This window comes from Bacillus sp. FSL K6-2869, from assembly GCF_040869405.1.
GTDB lineage: Bacteria > Bacillota > Bacilli > Bacillales > Bacillaceae > Bacillus > Bacillus altitudinis.
Map to the genome: position 1 here is coordinate 2,664,609 of NZ_CP152035.1, position 25,927 is coordinate 2,690,535.

Here is a 25,927-nt window from a genome sequence, read left to right on the forward strand (position 1 = left end):
GCAACCTCAAGAGATGAGATCACTGACTGTTTCGTTTGCCTTCATTATTTTTTTGCTTCTGCGACTGCATGTTTCACAAAAGCTTCGAGGTCCATTGTTTCTGAATCTTGTTCCCCATATTTTCTTACATTGACCGCGCCATTTTCTGCTTCTTGATCACCGACAACCAGCATGTACGGAATCTTTTGCATTTGCGCTTCTCTAATTTTGTACCCTATTTTTTCATCACGACTGTCTAGTTCTACACGCAGTCCTTCAAGCTGCAAACGTTCTTGCACTTTTTTCGCGTAATCTAGATGGACAGATGGTGAAACCGGGATGACTTGGAATTGTACAGGTGCCAGCCATGTTGGAAGAGCTCCTTTGTATTCTTCAATTAAGAAGGCAACGAAGCGTTCCATTGTGGACACAACTCCTCTATGAATGACAACTGGACGATGGTGTTTTCCATCTTCTCCGATATATGTGAGATCGAAACGCTCTGGAAGTAAGAAGTCTAGCTGTACAGTAGACAAAGTCTCTTCTTTTCCAAGAGCTGTCTTTACTTGGACGTCAAGCTTCGGACCATAAAATGCCGCTTCGCCTTCTGCTTCATAGTAGTCATGTCCAAGCTCGTCCATTGCATCTTTCAGCATAGACTGTGCTTTATTCCACATCGCATCATCGTCAAAATACTTCTCTGTATCCTCTGGATCACGGTAAGATAAGCGGAACGTATAATCATTTAAGCCGAAGTCTTGATACACTTCTTCAATTAAACGAACTGTACGGATGAACTCATCTTTGATTTGATCTGGACGAACAAAGATATGGGCATCGTTTAATGTCATCCCGCGAACACGTTGAAGGCCGGATAAAGCGCCTGACATTTCATAGCGGTGCATTGTTCCAAGCTCTGCAATCCGAATTGGCAGTTCACGATAGCTATGCGGTTCATTTTTATAAATCATCATATGGTGCGGGCAGTTCATTGGACGGAGAACAAGATCTTCATTGTCCATTTCCATCACAGGGAACATGTCTTCTTGATAATGCGCCCAGTGGCCTGATGTTTTATACAATTCTACACTCGCAAGAACGGGTGTATACACATGCTCATAACCAAGGCGTACTTCTTTATCAACAATATAACGCTCAATGACGCGGCGAATTGTGGCCCCTTTTGGCAGCCAGAGCGGAAGACCTTGGCCCACCTTTTGAGAGTTCGCAAACAGTTTCAATTCTTTGCCTAATTTACGGTGATCACGCTCTTTTGCTTCTTCAAGCAGACGTAAATGCTCGTTTAATTCTTCTTTGCTGAAGAAAGCTGTTCCGTAAATACGCTGAAGCATTTGGTTGTTACTGTCGCCTCTCCAGTAAGCACCTGCAAGGCTTAACAGCTTGAATTCTTTGATTTTCCCTGTAGACGGCAAGTGAATACCGCGGCATAGATCGAAGAATTCACCTTGCTCATAAATTGTGACGGCTTCGCCTTCTGGGATTGCTTCTAACAGCTCTAGCTTCAATTCATCGCCAATTGCTTCAAAGCGTGCTTTCGCTTCTTCTCTTGAAACTTCAATGCGCTCAATCGGCAAATTGCTGTTAATGATTTTTTTCATTTCTTTTTCAATCTTTGGTAAATCTTCAGGTGTAATCGCTACATCGATATCGACATCATAGTAAAAGCCATTTTCAATGACAGGGCCTACGCCAAACTGGACGTGATGCTCTTTTCCATAAATGCGTTTGATTGCCTGTGCAAGCAAATGCGCTGTGCTGTGTCGCATAATATCGAGCGCTTCTTCACTCTTATCTGTGATGATCTCGATTGTTCCACTTTCTAACAGCGGCGTACGCAGATCTATTTCTTTGCCGTTCAATTTACCGGCAAGCGCTTTTTTCTTTAGGCCTGGGCTAATTGATGCCGCGATGTCTTCTGTTGTAGCTGTTTTGTCAAACTCCTTGACTGCTCCATCTGGAAATGTAAGTTGAATTTGTTCTGACATCTCTAGTCACTCCTTTTTTTGGCAATATAAAAACCCCGCCCCCTGGAAAGGGACGAGGTTGAATAAACGGAATCGTGGTTCCACCCTTTTTCCCGTATTTGCAGCTTGCTTTGTCAAAAGCAAATACGGCTTGTGGTTCAATAACGGGAATTCCCGTCAGCTATTACTAAACAGTTCACAGCTGATGTTCAAAGGTGGTAAAGCAAATGGTCCTCTGCTAGGAAGCTTTCAGCCACGGCTTCCCTCTCTTTAAGCGGGTGTTCATTTGTTCATGTCCTTATCAATACGGTCTCTGTATGAAGTTACACCGTATTATAAAACGTTTTTTCGTGAAAATCAAGAAAGCTTTTCACTTTTCTTTTCCAAATGACTAGGAACAAATTGAACATGCTGTTCCTGAAACGAATGAGGCGGGAATACCTCAACTCTTTCTTGAAAAATATTTTGAATGGTTTGCACCATCGAGTGACCTGTATCATCTGTAAATAGGTCAATCTTTTGTGGCGCAATGGATACAAGCGGTGCAATCAACTGCGAATCAATATACATTGGATGCTCTCTTACAAACTGTCTGTCTATGTATTGTTTTTGATCACGCTCAGAAGCGTACCGAAATTCCCAAATCATCAGGCGGTCCTGATGCACAACATGTACTTTTTCAAGCTTAGGTTCTCTTGACATCACATAGTCTCGAAGGGATTGAATAAAGTTTTGATATTCTTGTTCCATTTTATATTCTTCGATGGATACTTCAACATAGTTCTTCAGCCTTCTGTCATACGCTGAGAGCCTAAATGTCATAAATGAACCAATGGAAAAAACACCTTTCTGTAAAGAAATCGTCTCAAGCTCTTTTTTTAACAGATCCTCCCTCGGTGGGTCTTGATGAATTCCAGGAATGTCATCTAGATCCCCTTTCATGATGCTATGGGCGATTGAAAGAATTTGGTGTTGCTCTTCTGGATCTTTAAATAAGTATGTGTTTTCAAGGATGCTGCGCATGCGTTCATTTTCTTTGCATTCCAAAAAAAAGTGAATCAGCAATGTCCGCACAATGTGCTCTATGGCTTCTCCTGATTTCTTCGCTTCTATGAGAAGCCGGTCTTTCCCTTGTTGAATCGAAATGTGATGCCGACTGTCAAAGTGTTCAGCAAGATGTAAAAAAGCGGCGGTATCATATTCATCTTCAAAGATTATTTCAAGCATGTTTGTCCCCCCTAACGACATCTGTTACATATATATGGGGAGAACATAAAAAATAGACGCCTAAAATAAATCAGGCATCTTTCTTTTTAAAATCAGTGGCACTGAGATAAAGATCAAATAAATCAAACAAACAATCGCTAAGGCGGCATAATTTCCGCTCACAAAGCTTGATCCAAGGACATTTAACGCCACAGTACCAGGTATTAATCCTAAAAAAGTCGCTGCCGCAAATGCACGATAATTCGCACGTGAAGCTGCTGCGGCATAACTGACAAAATCAAAGTGAATGGGCGCAATGCGTAATAAGAGGATATAAATAAATCCATGCTCTTGAATACGGGACGTCACCGCTTTTAGCTTCCGATTGCTTGATTCGGTTTCCTGCTTGTTTGAACGGAAGGTTGAGGCAAGCAGGAAAGACCCTGTTGCACCTGCTGTCGCACCAGCTAAGGCATAAATGGTCCCAAGGACACTGCCGAATGCCAAACCTGCTGCTAGCGAAAAGACGGTGAGAGGGACAAGCACAAATGGACGAAAAAGTGATAAGAAAAGAAAGACAAAGGGAGCTAGCATCCCAAATTGAAGAATCCAATTCTTCACATCTTTCGGCGACAGTTGAAAATGCTGTTTGTTGAGCCACCATAGCACAGCAGCTAGGACGCCAATCACGAGGAAAAGCAGCCATTTTCTTTTATTCATTTCATCCGCTCCCCTTCACGTGACCTATCTTTTTATAAATGACGGCGATTTTCCCCTTCAAGCAGAACTGGTTCAGCTAGGTAGAGAATGCGTTCCATTAATCGAGCTGCCTTCACCTCTTCTTTTTCCCCGCGCTGTGAGTACGTAAAGTGATGCTTTAACTCATTCGGTGAGAAATTAGAAGAGAAAAAAGTCGGCAGCTGCTCTGCCATGCGGTATTGCAAGATTGTTCCTAAAAGTTCATCTCGTACCCAGCTTGTCATCGACTCTGCTCCGATATCATCAAGCATTAAAATTGGTGTAGATTTGACCATATTCAGCTTCTCTTCGAGTGTATGATCGGCTAACGAATTTTTTAACTCTCTCACAAATTCAGGCACGTATACAAGGAGAGATGGATACTCTTTTACCGCTAGCTGCTGCGCAATCGCTGCCAGAATAAATGTTTTTCCGACCCCAAACTTTCCATGTAAATAGAGGCCTTTTCCCTTACCTGTTTCATCATAACTTTGCAGGAATTGACCTACTTTTTGAATGACTTCTTGTCTTCCAACCACATTTAAATCAGCAAACGTCGCTTGAAGAACATTCTGCGGAATATACATGCTTTTCATGAGTTCTTGCTGTTTTTTCTGTCTATCAAGCCGCAGTTTGACAGGACAAGGGGAATATTCAATATCAATGCTCTGACCTTTGATCACAAGCTTCGGGTGATACCCGTCTAAAATGACATTTACACTCTCTTCCTCTAAGCAGTAAGAACAACCCTTTGATTGCTGTACATATTCAAAGAGCCTGTTCAAGCTGCGATTGATCATGTCTTCTTGGATGTCCTCTTGATGCTCCTTTAAAAAAGCTTTTACATCTTCATCAGCTAGGACACTTTCTTTAATCTGATTGTATCTCACGCGAAAATCTACCCGTCCTTTTAGCTGATCAAATGAACGACCGATCGGTTTCATCTCCATCTCACCTCACATTAATGTGCATTGTACTTTTTCATATTATTAAACTGATCTAACAATTTTTCTTTTTCTCGTTCGAGGTCCTCTGTAGACAAGTTATCTGTCTGTTCTTTTGGCTGTTCTTTCGTTTCAGCTTCCTTCATCCAGTCAGGCAGCTTCTCCTCGCGGATCACTTTTCCTGATCCATATGATTGACGCTTATTTTTTTGCTGCGCCCATTCTGTCATTTGCCTATTTTCTTCTTTGGCAATTTTCATTGCAGCTGCCACGGTTTTGATTTTCTTTCGCACCCAGTGAGCGGCGATTTTCTGCATATATGTTTTGGACAGTTTCATATCGGTTTTTAGCAGTGTATAGTAGATCAGGACATTCATGACCCCAGGCTCTAGCTGCTGCTCAAGCATAATATCTTCAACAATTCTTAAGTCTGCATACGTCGGCTCAATGCCATCTGCCATATCTTTTAGAAGCTCTCTAGGCGAAATATGATCAAGCTTTTCAATCAATTTCGCATCAGGCGCATCTGCACCTGGCTGCTGCGTGACATTGTGACGTAAATGCCTTGGCTGTTTTTGATCAATCAGCTTCGGCTGTTCGCCTCTGTATTCAATTTGATACCAGTCTCTCGCTGCTTTTCGCAGATCCTCAGTTGATATCATCTGATCTGAACCACAGGCACCTGCGACAATATTTTGCATTTGCAGCGGGGTGATGCCATAGACGACCGCTAACTTCTTAATTGTCTCTTTCACTTGCTTTGTCAAAGCTTTTCTTGGAATCATCATGTCCGACATGCCTGCTAACAATAGATCAAAATCAAAAGATTCATCTGAAAGCGGTGCAGGCTGACTTGAGCCAACTGTCACATATTCGTAGCCCTCGTCAAGCGATGACGCCTGATTGATTTCCTCTGTCATCTTGCGCTCTCCTGGCTGCAAGACGTGAAACACTTCTTCAAACGATCGGGAGATGTTCTTTGCATCAGCAGGAACTCCTGGATAAGAAAAATAATCACGAAGCTGCATATATTTTGCTTTCTCTACCCGATGATACAAAAGGACATTCAGCATACCGTCTTGGAAAAATTCATCCGGTCTCAGCGGCGGCACGAGCTCATATGTAAACAGTCTGCCTTCTTCCGTTTCCTGTTCATATGTGCGGAGTAATCCGATCGCTTCAAGCTTTAAGCGCTCCTCAAAAATATCATTTAAATTCGTTTGCAGCATCACCATCAGCTGACGGTGAGGTGCGGGTTTCCCCCACATTCGATTTTGTTCCAGCTCTCCCCACAGCGTCATGTATAAACTGAAAGCGGACATGCCAATAAGCGGCTGATATAAAAGAGTAATAAGCTGTCTATCGATGTCACCGAGCAATGAAGCGCTTTTGACGACATACGGATCGACGGCTAGCACTTCCTTCCAATGCTCTGTCATATGCTGATCCTCCCTTAATACGGTTGTCTTCATTGTACACTCTTTTTGCGTTTTACGCTTTACGCAGGAAAAAGAGCATGAAGAATCTTCAGCTCTTTTTTAGCGTTCTTTCTTTAATAAATCTTTTAATTCATCAATAAATACATTGATATCTTTAAACTGACGGTAAACCGAGGCAAACCTGACGTAAGACACTTCATCAATTTTCGCCAGCTCGTCCATCACCATTTCCCCAACAAGCTCGCTTTTTACCTCTGACATGCCTTGGTTACGCAATTCCTTCTCAATGTTAAAGCAGACATCCTCGAGCTGTTTTAAAGCGACAGGACGTTTTTCACACGCTTTAATGAGGCCTCTCAGCATCTTTTCCCGGCTGAATTCTTCTCGAATTCCTTCTTTTTTCACCACAATCAATGGCAATTCTTCTAATTTTTCAAACGTCGTGAAGCGATATTGACAGCTTTCACACTCTCTTCTCCGACGAATGGACTTCCCTTCATCTACTGGTCTTGAATCAAGCACCCTTGTGCCAAGGTGCTGACAAGTGGGACATTTCATTTCATCAGCTCCGATCTCTTCTTGGAAGTTGTTTGTCTAGTTCTTTATAGAGGGACAAAACAGCCTTTTGACTGTAGCCAAAGTCTGTTGGCAGCGCTGTTTCTGTTGTCACATTAAAATCGACAGCTGTTTCAAAAGGACGAATTGAAATGACAGTCGCCACGAGAAAGGCTTTTTTCGGCGTTCGTATGTTTGCGCTGATTTCACCTCGTTCTGCTGAAACAGATGTCACTTGATAGGAATCGTTTCTTGAAAGAACGGCTTCTACCGCTTGGAAAACTTGAGTTTGTGTCGATTTGTAGTAATGGCTTTTCAGCTCTGACACTGGATGATGGTCAGATGTTTCTGTATGATTTGAAATGAATCGTTTTAGCTTTTGTCCTAAAGTCATACACGTATCCCCTTTGTCATAAACCCTCTTCTTTATTTTATAAAAAAAACCTTTGTTTTCCTAGAACAAAAGTATAGACAGGTTGGATCATGCTGGATGTCGTGTATGGAACAAATATAAAAAGGAGCATAACACAAAGGCATTTAATGCTTTTGGCCAGCTCCCATTGCAATCTTTTTTATGTTTACAGTGCTTTGGCTTGCGCCTGTTTCACTTGTACAGGTCCCATGCCTCGAGGAATTTCGATGTTTTCTCTTGTTTCAGCACCTAGTTCATCTCCGATATGATCTGCTGCAATATTCGGATCTAGATCGCCGCAAGTATAAACATCTATGCTCGCATAACCATGTTCAGGAAAGCTGTGAATTGTCAGATGAGATTCAGAAATAATGACAACTCCACTTACTCCTTGAGGTGCAAATTTGTGAAAAGCAACCTCTCTTACTTCAGCTCCTGATTTCAAAGCTGCATTTACAAACGTTTTTTCAATAAAATCCATGTCGTTCAGTTTATCACAGTCGCATCCCCATAACTCGGAGATAACGTGACGTCCGATTGTTTCCATCATGGACCCCCCTTAAACAAGAATGAAAGAGTGAAGTTCTAAGCAGCCGGACCGGACATATACCACGGGGGAAAGTTAGTCCAAAGAGGTCCTAACCCTTTAAGTATACCCGAATGAGTCTGCGAACAAGAAGTTCACGAAAAATAGTATACTTTGTTTAGACCCATTTTGCAAGCTGTGTTTTTAGTGGGATTTTCTCTCATTTCTTGAAAAGGGACGTTCAGTCTTCTTCATTTCAAACAGCTGAAAGCTCTTTCATCTGGGAACCAACAAACTTTACAAGATCAACCACTCTGCAAGAATAGCCCCATTCATTGTCATACCATGCAAGAACTTTTACTTTTCTGCCTTCCATCACCATCGTTGTAAGTCCATCAACGACAGCAGAATAAGGGTTTGTGTTAAAGTCTGTGGAGACAAGTGGTTCATCTGTGTAGTCTAATATGCCAGCAAGAGATGTTTTTGAAGCCGTTGCAAAGGCAGCATTGACCTCTTCTGCTGTAACATCTTTTTTCAAGTCGACCACAAGATCAACCATCGATACATTAGAAACTGGCACTCGAAGTGCAAGTCCATGTAATTTCCCTTTCATGTGCGGCAGCACTAAAGAAAGCGCTTTAGCGGCACCCGTCGTCGTTGGAATGATGGACTGGGCACATGCTCTTGCCCGGCGCAAATCCTTGTGGGGGTTGTCGATATTTTTTTGATCATTTGTATAAGCATGAACCGTTGTCATTAAGCCGTTGTCGATGCCAAATTCATCATCTAACAATTTGACAACTGGTGCTAAGCAGTTTGTTGTACAAGATGCGTTTGAAATAACGACGTGCTTTTCAGGATCAAGATCATCCTCATTGACACCCATTACAATTGTAACGTCTTCATTTTTACCTGGAGCTGTGAGTACGACCTTTTTCGCTCCGGCATCTATATGGCCCATCGCTTGATCTTTTGAATTAAATTTCCCTGTTGCTTCGATCACGATATCAATCCCAAGCTCTCCCCATGGAAGCTGCTTTGGGTCTCTATTATTGAGCAAAAGCACTCTTTTGCCATTGACAATCAACGCGTCATCTTCTGCTGTCACATCGCATTCGTAACGTCCATGATTTGTGTCATATTTAATTAAATGTGCTAGCGTTTCGGCAGGATAGCTTGCGTTCACCGCTACAATTTGAATTTGATCATCAAGCATTGCTTTTCTGAAGACCATGCGTCCAATTCTGCCAAACCCATTAATCGCTGCTTTTACCTTCATGAACAGGTCACTCCTCTATTATGTGTTATACTCAATAAATTTATTTATGAAATTAGTATATCACATTAGAATGTAATTGCCAGTATATAAACGTATATTTTCAAAAAAGGGCTGTTCTTTGCAATGAAATTGACGAAAAAAGCATAAAAAAAGAAGAGTACTGTATGTACTCTTACTTATCTGTATGTTCCCATTCGTTTAATATGTTCTCTAATTGCTTTCTAATAAAAGCAAGATCTTTTGTGTTTTCTATCACGCGGTCTGCTTTTTGGCACTTTTCCTCAAGAGGCTGCTGGGAGTGAATGCGATTCAGTGCTTCTTCCTCGCTCAGGTCGTTTCGATTCATGAGCCGCGACAGCTGCAATTCAGGCGTCGTGTACACAACGATGATGCGGTCGACTAGCCCTTCCAGCTTGCTCTCGAATAGGAGCGGGATATCAAGCACAACGAATGTTTCATTGTTGCTCACCCCTTCATCACGCTGCTCGAGCATTTCCTTTCTGACTTCAGGATGAACGATGGCATTGAGCTTTTTTCTTTTCTCTTCATCAGAAAAAATGATCGCTCCAAGCTGCTGCCGGTTCAGTTCACCATTTGGCAGAAGAACCTCTTCACCAAAAGTTTGAACGATTTGATGAAGGGCAGCCGATCCTTTAGAAACCGCTTCTTTTGCAATGATATCAGCATCCACCACCCGAATGCCTTTCTCTTTTATCATCTGCGAGACTGTGCTTTTTCCGCTAGCAATCCCGCCTGTTAATCCAATGACGAGCGTCAATTCGTTTCCTCCTTTACAGCTTCCACACCCCAATTAAAATGAGTAACAGCCCTGGTAAGCATGCGAGTTTATCGATCCAGCGCCAATTGGCCAAATAATGACCCGCACGCAGTCCGATGCATACAAAAAGAGAACTCATCACAGCGACCGTGATGCTCATGACAATTGGAGAAAAACCAAGAATCGCTGCACCAATCCCTGCACCAAATGCATCGATGGATAAAGCAATTCCAAGAAGCACCGCTTCCATTCCATTAATGGTGCCAGAGCGGTCAATATCTGCGCTTGTAGGCTTTCGCAAAATATGAATGACAAGCCCAAGAGACTGCACTTCTACATTGAGAAGTGTTTTTTCATGAAGGAGCAAATCACGCTCTTTCGCTGGTTTATAAAATTGATACAGAACCCAAAGTCCGATGGCAATTAAGATGCCTCCACCCAGTTTATCTGTCACTGAGACAGGGAGGAATGTCGTGAGCAGGCTGCCAATCAGCATGGAAATGAGCAACACAATTCCTGAACAGCAAGCAATAATAACGATGGCTTTAAATGGAATCCTCATCTTGCGAAGACCATACGTAAAACCTACAGAAAAGCTGTCAATGCTGACGGCAATAGCTAAAAACAGAAGCGAAAACGAAATCATACCTGTACTCTTCCTTTCTGTTCATGCAACGATGATCAAGAGTCTCTAGGCGTCCTTAGACTCTTCTTCACTATATGAAGAGCAGGTGGGCTGTGTGTCAGTCTACACCTTGCTGAAAAAAGAATGTTTTTTATCGTATGCATGGCAAAAAGGAAGCATGCTGACGGCTTACCTTTATGAAGGGCGTTTTTGGCAGGTCACACAAAAATGAGTGCCGCGCCCTCCCACCACTGTTTTCTCTATGATACTGCCGCACGTCTGGCAAGGTTCTCCCCGCCGGTCATATACAAGAAGCTGTAATTGAAAAGTCCCAATATCACCTTGTGAATTGATGTAGGAGCGAATGGTGCTACCTCCTGCATCAACAGCCACTTGAAGCGTGTCAATAATATGTTTGTGGAGCACCTTGCAAGATGCAAGACTTAGCTGATTCGCTTTTGTTTCTGGATGAATGCCTGATTTAAACAGCACTTCATCTACATAAATATTACCAAGGCCAACCACGATTTTTTGATCAAGTAAAGCCGTTTTGACCACGCGGGAGGTTTTCTTTAATTGCTCCCATAAATATTCTGGTGTAAATGAGTCTGAAAAAGGTTCATATCCCAGCTGTGATAGCGGAAGTTCTTTTTCTTCTTCGCCTGGCTGAAATAGATGCATCGTCCCAAATTTACGGACATCATGGTACCGAAGTTCGGTACCGTCTGTGAACGTAAAGACGACGTGTACATGTTTATCATAAGGCTCACCAGTTTCATGTACACGGTATTTCCCTTCCATTCTTAAATGGGAGACCATCACATAGTGGTCTAAATGAAAGAGTAGAAACTTCCCTCTTCTTTCAATGGTTTGAATGGTTTCTCCTACCATCCTTCTAGCGAACTCTTCCGGTTCCCCAGGACGTTTGATGATATTTGGCCATTTGATATCGACCGTTTCAATCGTTTTTCCTTTGACTAACCGCTGAAGAGTGCGCCGGACGGTCTCAACCTCTGGTAATTCCGGCATGCTCCTCGCTCCTTTTTCTCTCTCTTTATTTTGCGTCGTACCAAGATGGACCTGAAGCGAAATCGACTTTTAGTGGCACATCGAGCTGAAGTGCGTTTTCCATGACTTCAGGGACGATTTTTTCTAATATGGCGATTTCTTCTTTTGGCGCTTCAAAGATCAGTTCATCGTGCACTTGCAATAACAGATTTGCCTGCAGATTCTCTTCTTTTAACTTTCGTGCCATATCAATCATCGCTTTTTTGATGATATCGGCAGCACTGCCTTGGATCGGTGTGTTCATTGCCGTTCTTTCCGCAAAGCTTTTCACATTAAAATTACGGCTTGTGATATCTGGGATATATCGTCTGCGTTTAAGAAGCGTGGTCACATACCCTTTTTGTTTTGCTTCCTGCACGATGTCCTCCATATAGGTTTTCACGCCTTTAAAGCTTGTTAAATAACGTTCAATGAAGGCCGCTGCTTCTTTTCTTGTAATCCCAAGGTTTTGAGACAGTCCATAATCACTAATTCCATATACGATTCCGAAGTTGACAGCTTTGGCCTGTCTTCTCATAGAGGAAGTCACTTCTTCTTCTGAGACATGGAACACATCCATGGCTGTTTTCGTGTGAATATCCATATCTTGCGTAAAGGCTTCAATCAAGTTCTCATCTTGAGAAATGTGCGCGAGTACACGCAGCTCAATTTGAGAATAGTCAGCTGCAAACATGAGCCAGCCTTCTTTTGACGGAACGAACGCTTGACGAATTTTTCGGCCTTCTTCTAAACGAATCGGGATGTTTTGAAGGTTTGGGTCTGTTGAGCTTAATCTTCCTGTTTGTGTAAGTGCCTGATTAAATCTTGTGTGCACTTTATGCGTATCTTTGCGCGTCACTTTCATTAAGCCTTCCACATAAGTAGATTGCAGCTTTCCTATTTGACGGTAATGCAGAATGGACCGAATAATTTCGTGCTTGTCTTCAAGCTTTTCAAGGACATCCGCAGACGTAGAGTAGCCTGTTTTGGTCTTTTTGATAACCGGCAGTCCTAATTTTTCAAATAAAATCACACCAAGTTGCTTCGGTGAATTGATGTTAAATGTTTCTCCTGCTAACCGATGAATGGTTTCTTCATATTCCTTCAGCTTCTTCGTGAGTTCTTCACCCATTTTCTGAAGACGTTCAACATCCACTTTTACCCCAAGAGATTCCATTTCACCTAAGATGAGGGCAAGAGGCAGCTCTAAATCTTCATACAGCTCATGCTGATCATTTTTTTCTAACGCTTCAAGGGTCAAATCATGCAGCGCAGAGATCGCTGCTGCTTTTCTTCCAAGATGGTCTTTTAGCTCTTCTTCAGGTGGAATCGCCTGTTTCGCTCCTTTTCCGTAAACTTTTTCATCGGAAAGGGCTATGTTCAGGCCATATTCCTTCGCCACACTTGCAACGTCCTCATAGGATTTCTGCGGATTGACCACATAGGAAGCGAGCAGGACATCGTTATCGACACCTTTAAGATCAACATCATGCCATCTGAGCGCAACAACCGCTCTTTTGGAATCAAAGACCCATTTCTTCTTCGTTTCATCCTGTACCCATTGTTTAAACGCTTCAGATTGAAGAGCATCTTCTTTTGTCATAAAAAATGCACCGTTCTCATTATGGATCGCAAACCCTATCAAATCGGCTTCGTGATAATTGTCTCCTAGCTGTTCTACCACAAGTGCAGCGTGATCTGTCAGCATGTCCTCCGTGACATCTGTCATTTTCTTTACGTCTAGTTCGTCTATTTCTACTGGTTCATCTGATTCTGGCGCTTCTCCTAAACGCTCTAGCAGCGTTTGAAAGCCCAGTTCTTTATAAAGCGAGATGACCTGCTCCATGTGAGGACCTTCATAGGCGAGCTCTTTGCTTGACACATCTATTGGTGCTTCTACGAGAATCGTCGCCAGCTTTTTACTCATCACCGCTTGTTCTTTATATTCTTCAAGCTTTTCTTTTAGCTTTTTCCCGCTGACTTCGTCAATATGATCAAGCAGATTTTCAAGGCTTTCAAACTGCTTTAGTAATTTGATCGCTGTTTTTTCACCGACACCAGGCACGCCAGGGATATTGTCTGATGAGTCTCCCATCAGCCCTTTCATGTCGATGATTTGATCTGGTCTGAGGCCGTATTTCTCTTCAATATGGGCCGGTGTGTAATATTCTACTTCTGTGATGCCTTTTTTCGTAATGGCTACTGTTGTATGGTCTGTTGAAAGCTGCGTTAAGTCTTTATCTCCTGAGAAGATTTTGACCTCAAAGCCGTCCTTTTCTGCCTCTACAGCCAGTGTGCCGATAATGTCATCCGCCTCGTATTGCGGAAGCTCGTACCTTTTCACTTGATAAGCATCTAATAGCTCACGGATGAACGGCATTTGTTCTGATAGTTCTGGCGGAGTTTTTTGTCTTCCGCCTTTATATTCCTTAAAGGTCTCGTGACGGAAGGTGGTTTTACCCGCATCAAATGCTACGAGCATATGAGTCGGCTTCTCGTCTTCAAGCATCTTCATTAAGATCATCGCAAAGCCATAAATGGCATTTGTATGTACGCCTTTATCATTGGATAATAGCGGCAAAGCAAAAAAGGCTCGATAAGCGAGACTGTTTCCATCCACAAGTACTAATTTCTTTTGATCTGTCATCTTTTAATCCTCCATCGACTGAGCCGGCTCAGCCGTCTCTTTCGCACATTGTATGTTCATTTTATCAAAGTTTATTTTGAAAAGAAAATAGACGAGCCTGCATAAAAAAGGGACGAAAACAACAAGTGTTTTCGTCCTTCCAAAATTGGCTCCTTGGATGAAGGGGTTCCTATTCATCCTACCAATGATTGATTAACAAAACATGAATTCATTGTAAAGATCATGTAAATTTTAACGCCACTTTCCATTCTTCTCTATTTTGACTTTAAACTCACGGTAAACGTCGTCCCTTTGCCTTGTTTGCTATGAACAGAAATCGTTCCTTCATGTGCTTCGACAAGGTGTTTGACAATGGCAAGACCAAGCCCTGTACCGCCTGAGTTTCTACTTCTATCTTTATCAATTCGATAAAATCTCTCGAATATTCTTGGAATCTCACTCTTTTTCATACCGATCCCTGTATCTGCTACATCAAATTCATAGCTGTCTTTCCTCTGTCTTGCTGTGATCGTGACACTTCCTCCCTCTGGTGTATAGGTGAGGGCATTATTGATCAGGTTGAGGAAAATTTGTTTTAATCTCAGCGGATCTGCCATGACATAGACCGGCTCTTTCGGGACACGCACTTGTAGGTCAATGCCTTTTTCAGCAGCCTTTTGTTTTAGCAGCACTTCAATCTCTTGAATGATTTCTGTCGCATTGGCTTCTTGAATATTCAGCTTAAAATGCTGCTGTTCAATTTTCGAGAGATCAAGTAAGTCTTGGATGAGCGTTTCTAAACGAATACTCTCTTTTAGGATGATGGACAAAAATTGTGTCAGCGCTTCTTTATCGTCAATGGCACCATCCAGAAGTGTTTCAGAAAAGCCTTTAATTGACGTGATCGGTGTCTTTAATTCATGTGACACGTTAGCGACAAAGTCTTTTCGCATCTGTTCTAGCTGCTTTGTTTCTGTCACATCATGAAAGACAAGAACAATCCCTTTCCATTCATCGTCTGTACTTAAGATCGGGACACCATCGACTTGGAAATAACGGCGCTCGATGTCAACAGCGAGACGTAAAAACTTTCGGACCTTGGTTTCTGTCATGAAAATTTCGTCTATTAACTCAATAATCTCTTCATGGGTAAAGGCTTCATGATACAGCTTGTGCATATAAATGTGTTTTTGCACTTTGAATTGCTTGCGGAATGTTCGATTGACTAAGTGAATATAGCCCATTTTATCAATCAAAATAATCCCTGCTCCAATGTTTTCAATGACTGTTTGCAGACGATCTCGCTGCATTTCGCCAGCGCTTGTCATGTCTTGAAGACTTTCTGCCAGACGCTTCATTGATGTATTGAGTTCACTTGTTTCAATGATCAGCTCTTCATAGTTATTTGTATCATAGTTCCCTCGTTCAAGCTGTTTGGCCACCTTTGTGGCATAATCAATCGGCTTTACATACTTCATCGACATGCGATAGCCAAAAAAGACGATGATAATGATGGCCGAACCAAGACAAAAGGCTAATGCAAGCCAGAGCTGGCCGTCAATCTCATTCAAAGGCTGGAATGAAGCATGAAGAAATAAATATCCCGCCGGTTCGTTTTGTTTCATCATTGGAACTGCATAATGAAACAGCGCATCCTTCTCATCCTCAATGAACGTTCCTGTTTTTTGGAGCTGCTCACTTTTCAGTGTGTTTAAAATGACAGCCCTTTGTTCTGCTTGACCCGTTGTATGTATGATATTCCCCTTCACGTCCACAATCGACGCATTCATATCGAGATGCTGCTTTGCTTGATTGAGAATCTTCTTGTTTTGCTCCGCATTCAAATCTTCAACATTCATAGAAGAAAGAAGAAAACTCGATTCCTTTTCCATTCGTTCGGTTAATTTTGTTTCATAGAAAATATGAAACATATGATCCAAGAAAAGACCAAGCGCAACAAACACAATAAACAGGAGAAAAATGAGCCCAGAAAAAAGGCGGGTTCTCACTTTACTCATTTGGCTTTGGCTCCTCCAATTTGTAGCCTAAGCCTCGAATGGTTTTAATATATGTTGGTTTTTTCGTGTTCTTTTCAATTTTGTCCCGCAAGTGGCTGATATGCACATCCACAATACGAGTATCACCTGCAAAGTCATAATTCCAAACCGCACTTAACAATAGATCACGCGTAAGGACACGGCCTTTATGCTTAGCCAAATAAAGAAGCAGTTCAAATTCCTTTGGCGTGAGCTCTAGACGTTCTTCTTGGAAATAGACTTCGTAATGTTCAGGTAAAATGCGCAGGTCTCCAATTTTGATTTGGTCTGCAATGATCTCTTCCTTCTCTTCTTGCACGGGAGCCGGCTGAGATTGCTGTGCTCTTCTCAAAATGGCTTTTACCCGAGCACCCACTTCTCTAGGACTGAAAGGTTTTGTCATGTAATCATCGGCTCCAAGTTCAAGACCGAGCACCTTATCAAATTCATCGTCCTTTGCTGTCAGCATTAAAATAGGGAACATCATTTTTTGAATTCTCAGTTGTTTGCACACTTCAATGCCGTCCATTTTCGGAAGCATTAAATCAAGCACAATCAGATCAGGCTGTTCACTTGCTGCTTTTTCAAGCGCTTCTTCTCCGTCTCTTGCTGTGACGACATCGTAGCCCGCCCTTTCAAGGTTATAGCTTAGAAGTGTTACAATTGATTCTTCATCATCCACAACTAATATTTTTTTATTCATGTTGTGCCTCCAATTAGTGATTTCCCCTGCATCCGGTTTTTTGTATCTTATGTGAAAAGCGAGAAGTCATGCTTTCTCTTTCATTTTAACGAAAGCTTAACAAGAGAACAATTTAAAATTTCGACAAGATTGACTTTGTAAACAAAAAGAAGACTCCTCATACGAGAAGCCTTCTTTTTTATTCATATTAAGACAATACTTTCATGACGTTCTTTACAGATTCAACAGAACGGTCAAGCTGACTTCTTTCTTCTTCTGTCAGCTCAAGCTCGATGATCTGCTCAAGGCCGTTTCCACCTACGATTGTTGGAACTCCAAGGTAAATGCCTTCGTAGCCATATTCACCTTCAAGGTATGCAATCGTCGGCATGACGCGGCGTTGATCTTTTAAGATCGCCTCAACCATTTCTACGAGTGAAGCAGCAGGTGCATAATACGCACTACCGTTACCTAATAGGTTGACGATTTCACCGCCGCCTTTTCTTGTTCTTTCAACAATTGCATCAATTCGCTCTTTAGGAATTAATGTTTCCAGCGGGATACCGCCTGCATAAGAGTAACGTACAAGAGGCACCATGTCGTCCCCATGTCCGCCAAGAACAAAGCCCGTCACATCTTTCACAGATAGGTTTAATTCTTGAGCAACGAACGTACGGAAACGTGCTGTATCAAGAATTCCTGATTGTCCGATGACTTTTTCTTTTGGTAATCCTGATTCTTTATAAACTGCATATGTCATTGCATCAACAGGGTTTGTTAACACAACAATGATCGCTTCTGGAGAATATTTAACGATTTCACGTGTCACACTGCGCATGATTTTTTCATTTGTTGACACGAGGTCGTCACGGCTCATTCCCGGCTTTCTTGCAATTCCTGCCGTAATGACCACGACATCAGAACCGGCTGTATCTTCGTAGTTAGAAGTTCCTGTAATATTCGCATCGAAGCCTTGAACAGGGCTTGCTTCCAGCATGTCAAGTGCTTTCCCTTTTGTCGGGTTCTCAAGCTGAGGGATATCCACTAATACGACATCCGCTAATTCTTTTTGAGCTGTTAGAAATGCTGTAGTTGCTCCAGTAAAGCCTGCTCCGATGACAGATACTTTTTTACGCTTGTTTGCCATTTCCTTTTTCCCCTTTAACTTTAAAGTTTAAGAATCAAGACAAGTTTTTGATGAGCTCGTCAGCAAACTCAGAACATTTCACTTCTGTTGCACCATCCATTAATCTAGCAAAATCGTACGTGACGACTTTAGATGCAATTGTTTTTTCAACAGATTGAATCACTAGATCAGCAGCTTCTTGCCATCCAAGGTGCTCAAGTAAAAGCACGCCTGATAGAAGAACAGAAGATGGATTCACTTTATCAAGACCAGCATATTTCGGTGCTGTTCCGTGAGTCGCTTCAAAAATAGCGTGTCCTGTTTCGTAGTTGATATTTGCACCAGGTGCGATACCAATTCCACCAACTTGTGCTGCAAGTGCATCAGAGATGTAGTCTCCGTTTAAGTTCATTGTTGCGACAACATCGAACTCAGCTGGACGAGTTAAAATTTGTTGAAGGAAAATATCTGCAATGCTGTCTTTGACAATGATTTTGCCAGCAGCTTCTGCTTCACTTTGCGCTTTGTTTGCCGCATCTTTTCCATCTTGTTCTACAATACGATCATATTGTGCCCATGTAAAGACTTTGTCGCCAAACTCTTTTTCAGCCACTTCGTAGCCCCAGTTTTTGAAGGCTCCTTCTGTAAATTTCATGATGTTTCCTTTGTGAACAAGCGTCACAGATTTACGGCCTTGGTCAATCGCATATTGGATCGCTGCTCTGACAAGACGAGATGTTCCTTCTTCAGAAACTGGTTTGATTCCGATACCTGATGTTTCTGGGAAACGGATTTTATTCACACCTAATTCGTTTTTCAAGAAGTCGATTAACTTCTTCACTTCGTCTGATCCTTTTGCATACTCGATTCCTGCATAGATATCTTCAGTGTTTTCACGGAAGATGACCATGTCTGTGTCTTCTGGACGTTTCACAGGAGATGGTACACCTTTGAACCAGCGAACTGGACGTAAGCATGTGAATAAATCAAGCTCTTGTCTTAGTGCCACGTTCAATGAACGGATTCCTCCGCCAATTGGTGTTGTCAGTGGTCCTTTGATCGCGATTAAATATTCACGAATGTCTTCAAGTGTTTGCTCTGGAAGCCACTCGCCAGTTTTATTGTAAGCTTTTTCACCTGCATATACTTCTTTCCAAGTGATTTGCTTTTCACCTTTATATGCTTTTTCTACAGCTGCTTCAAGAACTCTTGATGCTGCTTTCCAAATGTCAGGACCGATTCCGTCCCCTTCGATAAACGGGATAATTGGATTATTTGGTACATTCAATACGCCGCCAGTAACTGTAATTTTTTCGCCTTGTGACAATGATATTACCTCCCAGGTTATGTAGTGAATATTTGAAACTTCCAAGCTTGATGTCTGCAAGCCAAGAAGTTTTTCACGTGATTCGTTTTTTGTTGATATGGAGGCTGATTGGTTTAGATGGATCAGCCTCCGCTATTCTATAAACATTAGTCTCTTTCACTGATCGGAACAAACGTTTGAAGATCAGGTCCAATATAGTCAGCTCTTGGACGGATCAGACGGTTGTTGTCATATTGCTCTAAAATGTGAGCAATCCATCCAGAGAATCGGCTGATCACGAAAATTGGTGTAAACAAGTCATGATCAATCCCAAGACTGTGATAGACAGAAGCAGAATAAAAATCAACATTTGGTGGAAGATTTTTCTCTGATGTCACGATTTCCTCTGCACGTACAGACATTTCATACCATTTTGGCTCGCCTGTGAGATTTGTTAAGCGCTGGCTCATTTCTTTTAAATGTTTTGCACGCGGGTCACCCTGGCGGTAAACGCGGTGGCCAAAGCCCATAATTTTCTCTTTCTTCTCTAGCTTACCATGAATATAGGAATCTACGTTTTCAACTTCGCCAATTTCTGACAACATCTTCATTACGCCTTCATTTGCGCCGCCATGAAGTGGTCCTTTCAATGCGCCGATAGCCGCTGTTACACCAGAGTAGATATCTGATAGTGTAGCAACACATACACGTGCTGTAAATGTCGATGCGTTTAATTCGTGATCCGCATGTAGAATGAGCGCTTTATCAATCGCTTCAATTTCTACTGGTGAAGGCTCTTCGCCGTTTAGCATATATAAGAAGTTTGCAGCATAGCTGTATTCTTCTTTTGGCTGTACAGGCTCAAGTCCCTTTCGAATACGTGAGAATGCAGCGACAAGTCCAGAAATTTTCGCTTGTAAGCGAATGGCTTTTCTGTAATTCGCTTCTTTGTCCATAATCTCTGATTCGTCATCAAGTAAACCTAATAAGGATACCGCTGTACGAATCGCAGACATTGGATGAACCCCATCCAGCGAATAAGATTTAAAGTGCTCAATGATCTCTTGCGGAATATGAGCATTTTCATTGAGCTGCTGCTTTAACTCGCTTAGCTCCTGCTCATTCGGCAGCTTTAAGTGCCATAACAGGTAGACAATTTCTTCGAAAGTCGCTTTTTCAGTTAAATCATCGATATTGTACCCTACATAAGTAAGAGTATCATCAATAATTGAGCTTACGGATGAAGTTGTTGCCACGATACCTTCAAGACCTCTTGTTGCTGTCATGTTCAATCTCCCCTTTTTAAAAAGATTCCCCTTCGTTGCAAAATTCTCGCTTTTTGAAAGCGCTATCCAACCAAAATAGGCTGGCAGGTTTAGAAAAGAAAATGCTTACATTTACCTATACGGTTAGAGCGCTTTTAGCCTCATATCTCGTGTTTGATCAATGAGTTCAAAATTAAGCCTATTCCCATTATAAACAATAATCAGACATTTGTTAAATGTTTAACTATAATTTTTTTTGATATTTTTTTTTCCAGCCTTCCGGTTCGGGCATGGAATAAAGGGATTTTGCTTCTTTTAATATATTTAATTATGTTTTTTTGCAAAAGCTCACGCCAGAAAAAAAATCAAAAGAAAGTGGCATGAGCCACTCTCTTTTTAACCGCTGAAAAATTTCACTGCTTGCATCGCTAAATAGGCAATTCCAGCACCAATCAGCGGGCCAACAGCCACACCTTTGAATAAGCTGACTGCCAAAATCGTACCGAATACAAGTGCCGCTGTGATATGCGGATCGTTTTCGAGTAGCACAATGCCGTTTTTTGCAATTAATGCTACTAATATACCCGCTCCAAGAGCTATCCAAGCATAGGAAGATTTCATCGCTTCTCCAAGTTGTTTAAATCCAATGTCCCCTGTTGCGATCGGTACAAGCACAGCGATCGTGATGACCGTAACACCCCAATTGATACCTTTTGATTGCAGAACCGGGAATATTTTTTGATCCAGGCCAATCAGCTTAATGGCAATCAGCACAGAGACCGCTAAAATTAACGAATTGTTTTTTGCAATAAGTGCAATAACGAGTAAAAGAACCAAAAACAAATTTGCTTGAGTAAACATACGCCGCTCCTTTCTTTCTTTTTATTGCGACCTTTTCATATTACTAATCTTTTTGAATAAAATGAAGTATCGGACATGCTTGTTTTTTGGAGGGGATTGTGTGAATCACACTTATGTGGCCATTTTTTTGCGAAGTTTGATGATTTTCAGCATCGCCGTTTGTGCGGTTGTTTTTTTATATCAGTCTTTTCCGTTTTTATATCCATTTTGGATTGCATTTGCCGTGTCGTGTTTGATTCATCCAGCCGTATGCAAAATTGAAAACATGACCGGGATGCCAAGAGGTTTTGTTGTCATCATTGTGTTATTACTCTTTTTAGTGGCAGCAGCTGGATTCATGACACTTTTGGTGGCGGAAATCATTTCAGGAAGTGCTTATTTAGCAAAGGTCCTGCCAGGTCATCTTGATCAACTGATTGGGATCGTGGAACGTTTTTTCACAGATCAGATTTTGCCTTTATATCATGATTTGACTGCTCAATTTAATACACTTCAAGCAGGTCAAAAGGAATCGATTTTAGGACAAATCCAAGCACTTGGTGACGAAGCAGCGGCAAAAATCGGGACTTTCCTTTCAAAAACTCTTGAATTCATTCCAGCTTTTTTAGGTCTTTTGCCTGATGCAGCAGCGACGCTTTTATTTTCCGCACTAGCGACTTTTTTTATCACAAAAGATTGGTTTACGTTAAAAAAATATGGTTCTCGTATCTTTCCCGCCAAATGGATGCTTCATACACGTGCCATTTTATCTGAAATCAAAAAAGCCATTTCTGGCTTTATGAAAGCCCAGCTTCTCCTTGTTGCCATGACCATTGGGATCGTGCTGATTGGACTTTTCATCTTAAAGGTCGAGCATGCGATTGTGATCGCTCTATGTATTGGTCTAGTTGATTTACTTCCTTACATCGGGAGTGGCACCGTTTTTCTTCCGTGGATCATTTACTCCGCGATGACAGGAAATCTTTCACTCGCCATTGGACTGGGCATTTTGTATATTGTGGTGCTCATTCAAAGACAAATATCAGAGCCAAAAGTCTTAAGTAAATCAATCGGTCTTAATCCTTTAGCAACACTTGTGGCGCTGTTTGTCGGGTTAAAATGCTTTGGTTTTCTTGGACTTGCACTCGGTCCCGCTTCTCTTGTCGTTTGGCAGGCGTTTCGTAATGCAGGGGTTTTCAGAGACCTTTATCAGTACATTCGGTATGGTGCGCAAAAGTAAAAGAGACCTGATGCGAAGGTCTCTTTAGCGTATAATCGTATAGCGTTTGCGATTGGACATATTTCTAAGCCAGCGCTCAAAGAGCGGTTTGATCCGTTTTCTTGTCATGGGAATGAGCAGCACAGTCCCAATCAGATCAGAAAGGAATCCAGGTATGAGCAGCAGCAACCCGCCAATCAGAATGCAGAAGCCATCGACAATGGTGGCCCCTGGCATTTTGCCATACTGTAAATCTCGCTGCACTTTCTGAAATGCTTCTATTCCTTGTTTCCTTGCAAAGTAAGCACCTAATGCGCTTGTTAGCACAATGAATAGCATCGTTGGTAAAATACCAATGATGTTACTTGAGATTAAAAATAAACTAATTTCCACTGCCGGGAACAGAATCAATAATAGTAGAAAATATTTTTTCAACCATATCACCTCATGGGGTCTCTTTCATCGAAAGCTGTTTACTTTTTTTAGTGTAACATAAAAAAAGAGAGGAGTCAGATAACTCCCCTCGTGTGTGATTTAAAGGACGCTTGCACGGCCTTTGTAGATCGCTCCGCGTGCTGGATCTACTGTAATCTCTTCGCCTTCTTTTAGAAGTGTTGTGGCACTGTCAAGACCGACAATGACTGGAATTCCAAGACTAAGCCCAACGACTGCTGCATGGCTTGTTAGACCGCCTTCTTCCGTGATAAGGGCAGACGCTTTTTCTAAAGCACCCATCATATCACGATCTGTGCAGTTTGCGACAAGAATCGCACCATCGTACATTTTTTCCTCTGCTTCTTTTCCGCTTTGTGCAATAACAACCGGTCCAAATGCAGATTTGCGGCCAATTCCTTGACCCTTCGCAATGATGTCACCGACAACATACACTTTCATTAAGTTCGTTGTACCAGCTTCTCCAACCGGCACACCAGCTGTAATGACAATCAAGTCGCCATGTCTTACATAGCCAGATTCAATAGATTTTTCTACTGCATTCTCTAGCATTTCATCAGTAGATGACGTATTTGATCCACTCTTCGCAAATACACCGAATACGAGAGATAGCTTTCTTGCTACTGATTCGTTTGCTGTGACTGCAACGATTGGTGCTTTAGGTCTATATTTTGAAATCATTCTTGCTGTATGACCACTCTCAGTAGGTGTCACAATCGCTGCCACATCAAGCTTCATAGCTGTGTGCGCAACAGATTGACCGATTGCATCTGTAATGCTGACCTCTACTTCTTCGCTTCTGCGAGAAAGGATTGCTTTATAGTTAAGTGCTTCCTCTGAACGTGAGGCAATGTTGTGCATCGTTTGCACAGCTTCAACTGGATATGTTCCTGCTGCTGTTTCACCAGATAGCATGATCGCATCTGTACCATCAAAAATAGCATTTGCCACGTCACTTGCTTCCGCACGAGTTGGACGCGGGTTTCGCTGCATGCTGTCCAGCATTTGAGTTGCTGTGATGACAGGCTTGCCTAAACGGTTGCATTTTTTGATTAGCATTTTTTGAACAAGTGGTACTTCTTCTGCCGGAATCTCTACACCAAGATCTCCACGAGCGACCATTAGTCCATCTGATACCTCAAGGATTTCATCGATGTTATCAACGCCCTCTTGGTTTTCAATCTTCGGAATGATTTGAATGTCAGCTGCGTTGTTCTTTTCAAGTAGCTCACGAATTTCAAGAACATCAGAAGCTCGTCTTACAAAAGAAGCTGCGATGAAATCGACACCTTGTTCAATTCCAAACAGAATATCATTGGCATCCTTTTCTGTAATACCCGGCAAGTTCACACTCACACCCGGTACGTTGACACCTTTTTTATTTTTCAGTGTGCCTGTATTCATTACTTTTGTGACGATTTCTTTTCGGTCCTTATTTAATTCTTTTACTTCTAGACCAATCAGACCATCATCTAATAAGATGGTTGAGCCCACTTCTACATCATGAATTAAATCTTCGTACGTCACACTGATTTTTTCAGTGTTTCCCACAATGTCTTCCATACTCACGATAAGATCAGCACCAGCAACTAACTCAATTGAGCCGTTTTCAACTGTGCGTGTACGGATCTCTGGACCTTTTGTATCAAGAAGGATCGCAATGTCCTTGCCTAAAGTTTTACCTGCTTTGCGAATGTTTTCAATACGTGCACCATGCTCTTCAAAATCTCCATGAGAGAAGTTTAGTCTGGCTACATTCATTCCTGCTTCAATCAATTCAGTCAGCTTTTCAATGCTTTCACTTGCTGGACCGATTGTACAAACGATTTTTGTCTTTCTCATTACTGTTCCTCCTAAGGTCTTCTCGTTTTATATAGAGAGCTCTTGTGAAAGTCGGTACATATTTTGATCGACTGTATGCTTTTTATCTAAGATGTCTAAAATATCGTGATGAACGAGTTCGTTGCTTTGAATGCCTACACAGCGTCCGCCTCTTCCTTCAAGAAGAAGTTCTACTGCATACGCTCCTAGGCGACTTGCGAGCACTCGGTCAAACGCACTTGGAGAACCTCCACGTTGAATATGTCCTAAGACAGATACACGCGTTTCAAGGCTTGTCTCCTCTTCAATTCTCTTACCAAATTCGACACCGCTACCTACGCCTTCTGCGACGATGATGATACTGTGCTTCTTGCCGCGCTCATGTCCTCTTCTCAATCTGGCAATAATTTCGTCCATGTCATAGTCTGCTTCAGGAATCAAAATCGATTCAGCTCCGCCTGCAAGACCTGACCAAAGGGCAATATCCCCAGCATGTCTTCCCATTACTTCCACTACGTATGTACGTTCATGAGATGTGGCTGTATCACGAATTTTATCAATGGCATCAATGACTGTATTTAGTGCTGTATCAAAGCCAATAGTGAAATCAGTACCAGGAATGTCATTGTCAATCGTGCCAGGGACACCTACACATGGAAAACCGAGCTCTGTTAATTTCTTCGCTCCCATGAATGAGCCATCTCCACCGATGACAACAAGTCCTTCAATACCGAATTTTTTTAAGTTCTCAATCCCTTTTTCACGACCTTCAACTGTCTTGAATTCAGGACATCTTGCCGTGTAAAGTTTTGTTCCTCCACGATGAATGATATCGCCTACTGAACCTATTTCGAGTTTCTCAATTTTACCGTTAATTAGACCTGAATATCCATTATAAATACCGTAAACTTCTACATTATGGTAAATTGCTTTCCTTACAACTGCGCGCACAGCTGCATTCATTCCTGGGGAATCCCCACCGCTCGTTAAAACTCCTATACGCTTCATCTTTTTCACCTCAGAGACCATATATGAATTAA

General features: G+C 42.0%; 23 protein-coding genes and 1 other annotated feature. Of the genes, 1 reads left to right on the top strand and 22 read right to left on the bottom strand.

Annotated elements, in window-relative coordinates; translation table 11 throughout:
• Positions 1-44 precede the first annotated feature (44 nt).
• From thrS to MHI58_RS13855, 19 genes are all read right to left on the bottom strand, one after another.
• Entirely contained in the window at positions 45-1,985 is a 1,941-nt protein-coding gene (gene thrS / locus MHI58_RS13765) for a threonine--tRNA ligase (RefSeq protein WP_007501674.1), read from the bottom strand.
• Between the two features lie 45 nt (positions 1,986-2,030).
• Positions 2,031-2,278: a binding site (T-box leader), on the bottom strand.
• Positions 2,279-2,321: 43 nt separating this feature from the next.
• Entirely contained in the window at positions 2,322-3,191 is an 870-nt protein-coding gene (gene ytxC / locus MHI58_RS13770) for a putative sporulation protein YtxC (protein WP_045034145.1), read from the bottom strand.
• A gap of 60 nt (positions 3,192-3,251) precedes the next feature.
• The gene (locus MHI58_RS13775) at positions 3,252-3,890 is read right to left on the bottom strand and encodes a TVP38/TMEM64 family protein (protein WP_045034146.1); all 639 of its coding nucleotides are present in this window, start codon (positions 3,888-3,890) and stop codon (positions 3,252-3,254) included.
• A gap of 32 nt (positions 3,891-3,922) precedes the next feature.
• Complete coding sequence (dnaI, locus tag MHI58_RS13780) at positions 3,923-4,852, bottom strand: primosomal protein DnaI (protein ID WP_045034147.1); 930 nt, start codon at positions 4,850-4,852, stop codon at positions 3,923-3,925.
• A 17-nt stretch (positions 4,853-4,869) separates the two neighbouring features.
• Entirely contained in the window at positions 4,870-6,291 is a 1,422-nt protein-coding gene (locus tag MHI58_RS13785; RefSeq protein WP_045034148.1) for a replication initiation and membrane attachment family protein, read from the bottom strand.
• A 99-nt stretch (positions 6,292-6,390) separates the two neighbouring features.
• A complete protein-coding gene (gene nrdR, locus MHI58_RS13790; RefSeq protein WP_003216720.1) occupies positions 6,391-6,849 on the bottom strand; it encodes a transcriptional regulator NrdR in 459 nt (152 codons plus the stop codon).
• Positions 6,850-6,853: 4 nt separating this feature from the next.
• A complete protein-coding gene (locus MHI58_RS13795) occupies positions 6,854-7,240 on the bottom strand; it encodes a hypothetical protein (protein WP_017358264.1) in 387 nt (128 codons plus the stop codon).
• A gap of 184 nt (positions 7,241-7,424) precedes the next feature.
• Positions 7,425-7,805, bottom strand: coding sequence for an adenosylmethionine decarboxylase (gene speD / locus MHI58_RS13800; RefSeq protein WP_003216492.1), 381 nt, complete (start codon positions 7,803-7,805; stop codon positions 7,425-7,427).
• A gap of 235 nt (positions 7,806-8,040) precedes the next feature.
• On the bottom strand, positions 8,041-9,063 hold the full coding sequence (locus MHI58_RS13805; protein WP_008346043.1) for a glyceraldehyde-3-phosphate dehydrogenase: 1,023 nt from the start codon (positions 9,061-9,063) through the stop codon (positions 8,041-8,043).
• A gap of 172 nt (positions 9,064-9,235) precedes the next feature.
• The gene (gene coaE, locus MHI58_RS13810) at positions 9,236-9,841 is read right to left on the bottom strand and encodes a dephospho-CoA kinase (protein ID WP_024718656.1); all 606 of its coding nucleotides are present in this window, start codon (positions 9,839-9,841) and stop codon (positions 9,236-9,238) included.
• A 13-nt stretch (positions 9,842-9,854) separates the two neighbouring features.
• Positions 9,855-10,487 carry a sporulation membrane protein YtaF gene (gene ytaF, locus MHI58_RS13815; RefSeq protein ID WP_007501684.1) on the bottom strand — a complete coding sequence of 211 codons (633 nt, stop codon included), beginning with the start codon at positions 10,485-10,487 and terminating at the stop codon, positions 9,855-9,857.
• A gap of 174 nt (positions 10,488-10,661) precedes the next feature.
• The gene (mutM, locus tag MHI58_RS13820; protein ID WP_017358266.1) at positions 10,662-11,495 is read right to left on the bottom strand and encodes a DNA-formamidopyrimidine glycosylase; all 834 of its coding nucleotides are present in this window, start codon (positions 11,493-11,495) and stop codon (positions 10,662-10,664) included.
• A 25-nt stretch (positions 11,496-11,520) separates the two neighbouring features.
• A complete protein-coding gene (gene polA, locus MHI58_RS13825) occupies positions 11,521-14,160 on the bottom strand; it encodes a DNA polymerase I (RefSeq protein ID WP_045034149.1) in 2,640 nt (879 codons plus the stop codon).
• Positions 14,161-14,414: 254 nt separating this feature from the next.
• The gene (gene pnpS, locus MHI58_RS13830; protein WP_041506737.1) at positions 14,415-16,157 is read right to left on the bottom strand and encodes a two-component system histidine kinase PnpS; all 1,743 of its coding nucleotides are present in this window, start codon (positions 16,155-16,157) and stop codon (positions 14,415-14,417) included.
• Positions 16,150-16,878 carry a response regulator transcription factor gene (locus MHI58_RS13835; RefSeq protein WP_007501691.1) on the bottom strand — a complete coding sequence of 243 codons (729 nt, stop codon included), beginning with the start codon at positions 16,876-16,878 and terminating at the stop codon, positions 16,150-16,152. The genes pnpS and MHI58_RS13835 overlap by 8 nt, the downstream gene beginning before the upstream one ends.
• Positions 16,879-17,065: 187 nt before the next feature.
• The gene (gene mdh / locus MHI58_RS13840) at positions 17,066-18,004 is read right to left on the bottom strand and encodes a malate dehydrogenase (protein WP_007501693.1); all 939 of its coding nucleotides are present in this window, start codon (positions 18,002-18,004) and stop codon (positions 17,066-17,068) included.
• Positions 18,005-18,038: 34 nt separating this feature from the next.
• The gene (gene icd, locus MHI58_RS13845) at positions 18,039-19,310 is read right to left on the bottom strand and encodes an NADP-dependent isocitrate dehydrogenase (RefSeq protein WP_024424789.1); all 1,272 of its coding nucleotides are present in this window, start codon (positions 19,308-19,310) and stop codon (positions 18,039-18,041) included.
• Positions 19,311-19,456: 146 nt separating this feature from the next.
• Complete coding sequence (gene citZ / locus MHI58_RS13850) at positions 19,457-20,575, bottom strand: citrate synthase (RefSeq protein ID WP_008346063.1); 1,119 nt, start codon at positions 20,573-20,575, stop codon at positions 19,457-19,459.
• Positions 20,576-20,950: 375 nt separating this feature from the next.
• On the bottom strand, positions 20,951-21,415 hold the full coding sequence (locus MHI58_RS13855; protein WP_007501699.1) for a DUF441 domain-containing protein: 465 nt from the start codon (positions 21,413-21,415) through the stop codon (positions 20,951-20,953).
• Between the two features lie 100 nt (positions 21,416-21,515).
• Here MHI58_RS13855 and ytvI point away from each other — a divergent pair, with 100 nt between their 5' ends.
• Complete coding sequence (gene ytvI / locus MHI58_RS13860) at positions 21,516-22,634, top strand: sporulation integral membrane protein YtvI (protein WP_045034150.1); 1,119 nt, start codon at positions 21,516-21,518, stop codon at positions 22,632-22,634.
• A 24-nt stretch (positions 22,635-22,658) separates the two neighbouring features.
• Here the strand turns inward: ytvI and MHI58_RS13865 are convergent, their stop codons facing one another.
• The 3 genes from MHI58_RS13865 to pfkA all read right to left on the bottom strand — a co-directional run bounded on the left by MHI58_RS13865 (position 22,659) and on the right by pfkA (position 25,895).
• Positions 22,659-23,048 carry an FxsA family protein gene (locus MHI58_RS13865; protein WP_041506734.1) on the bottom strand — a complete coding sequence of 130 codons (390 nt, stop codon included), beginning with the start codon at positions 23,046-23,048 and terminating at the stop codon, positions 22,659-22,661.
• Between the two features lie 99 nt (positions 23,049-23,147).
• The gene (gene pyk / locus MHI58_RS13870) at positions 23,148-24,908 is read right to left on the bottom strand and encodes a pyruvate kinase (protein WP_024718661.1); all 1,761 of its coding nucleotides are present in this window, start codon (positions 24,906-24,908) and stop codon (positions 23,148-23,150) included.
• Positions 24,909-24,935: 27 nt separating this feature from the next.
• Positions 24,936-25,895 (bottom strand): 6-phosphofructokinase, encoded by a 960-nt coding sequence (gene pfkA, locus MHI58_RS13875; protein ID WP_017358271.1) that lies wholly within the window; start codon positions 25,893-25,895, stop codon positions 24,936-24,938.
• Positions 25,896-25,927 lie beyond the last annotated feature (32 nt).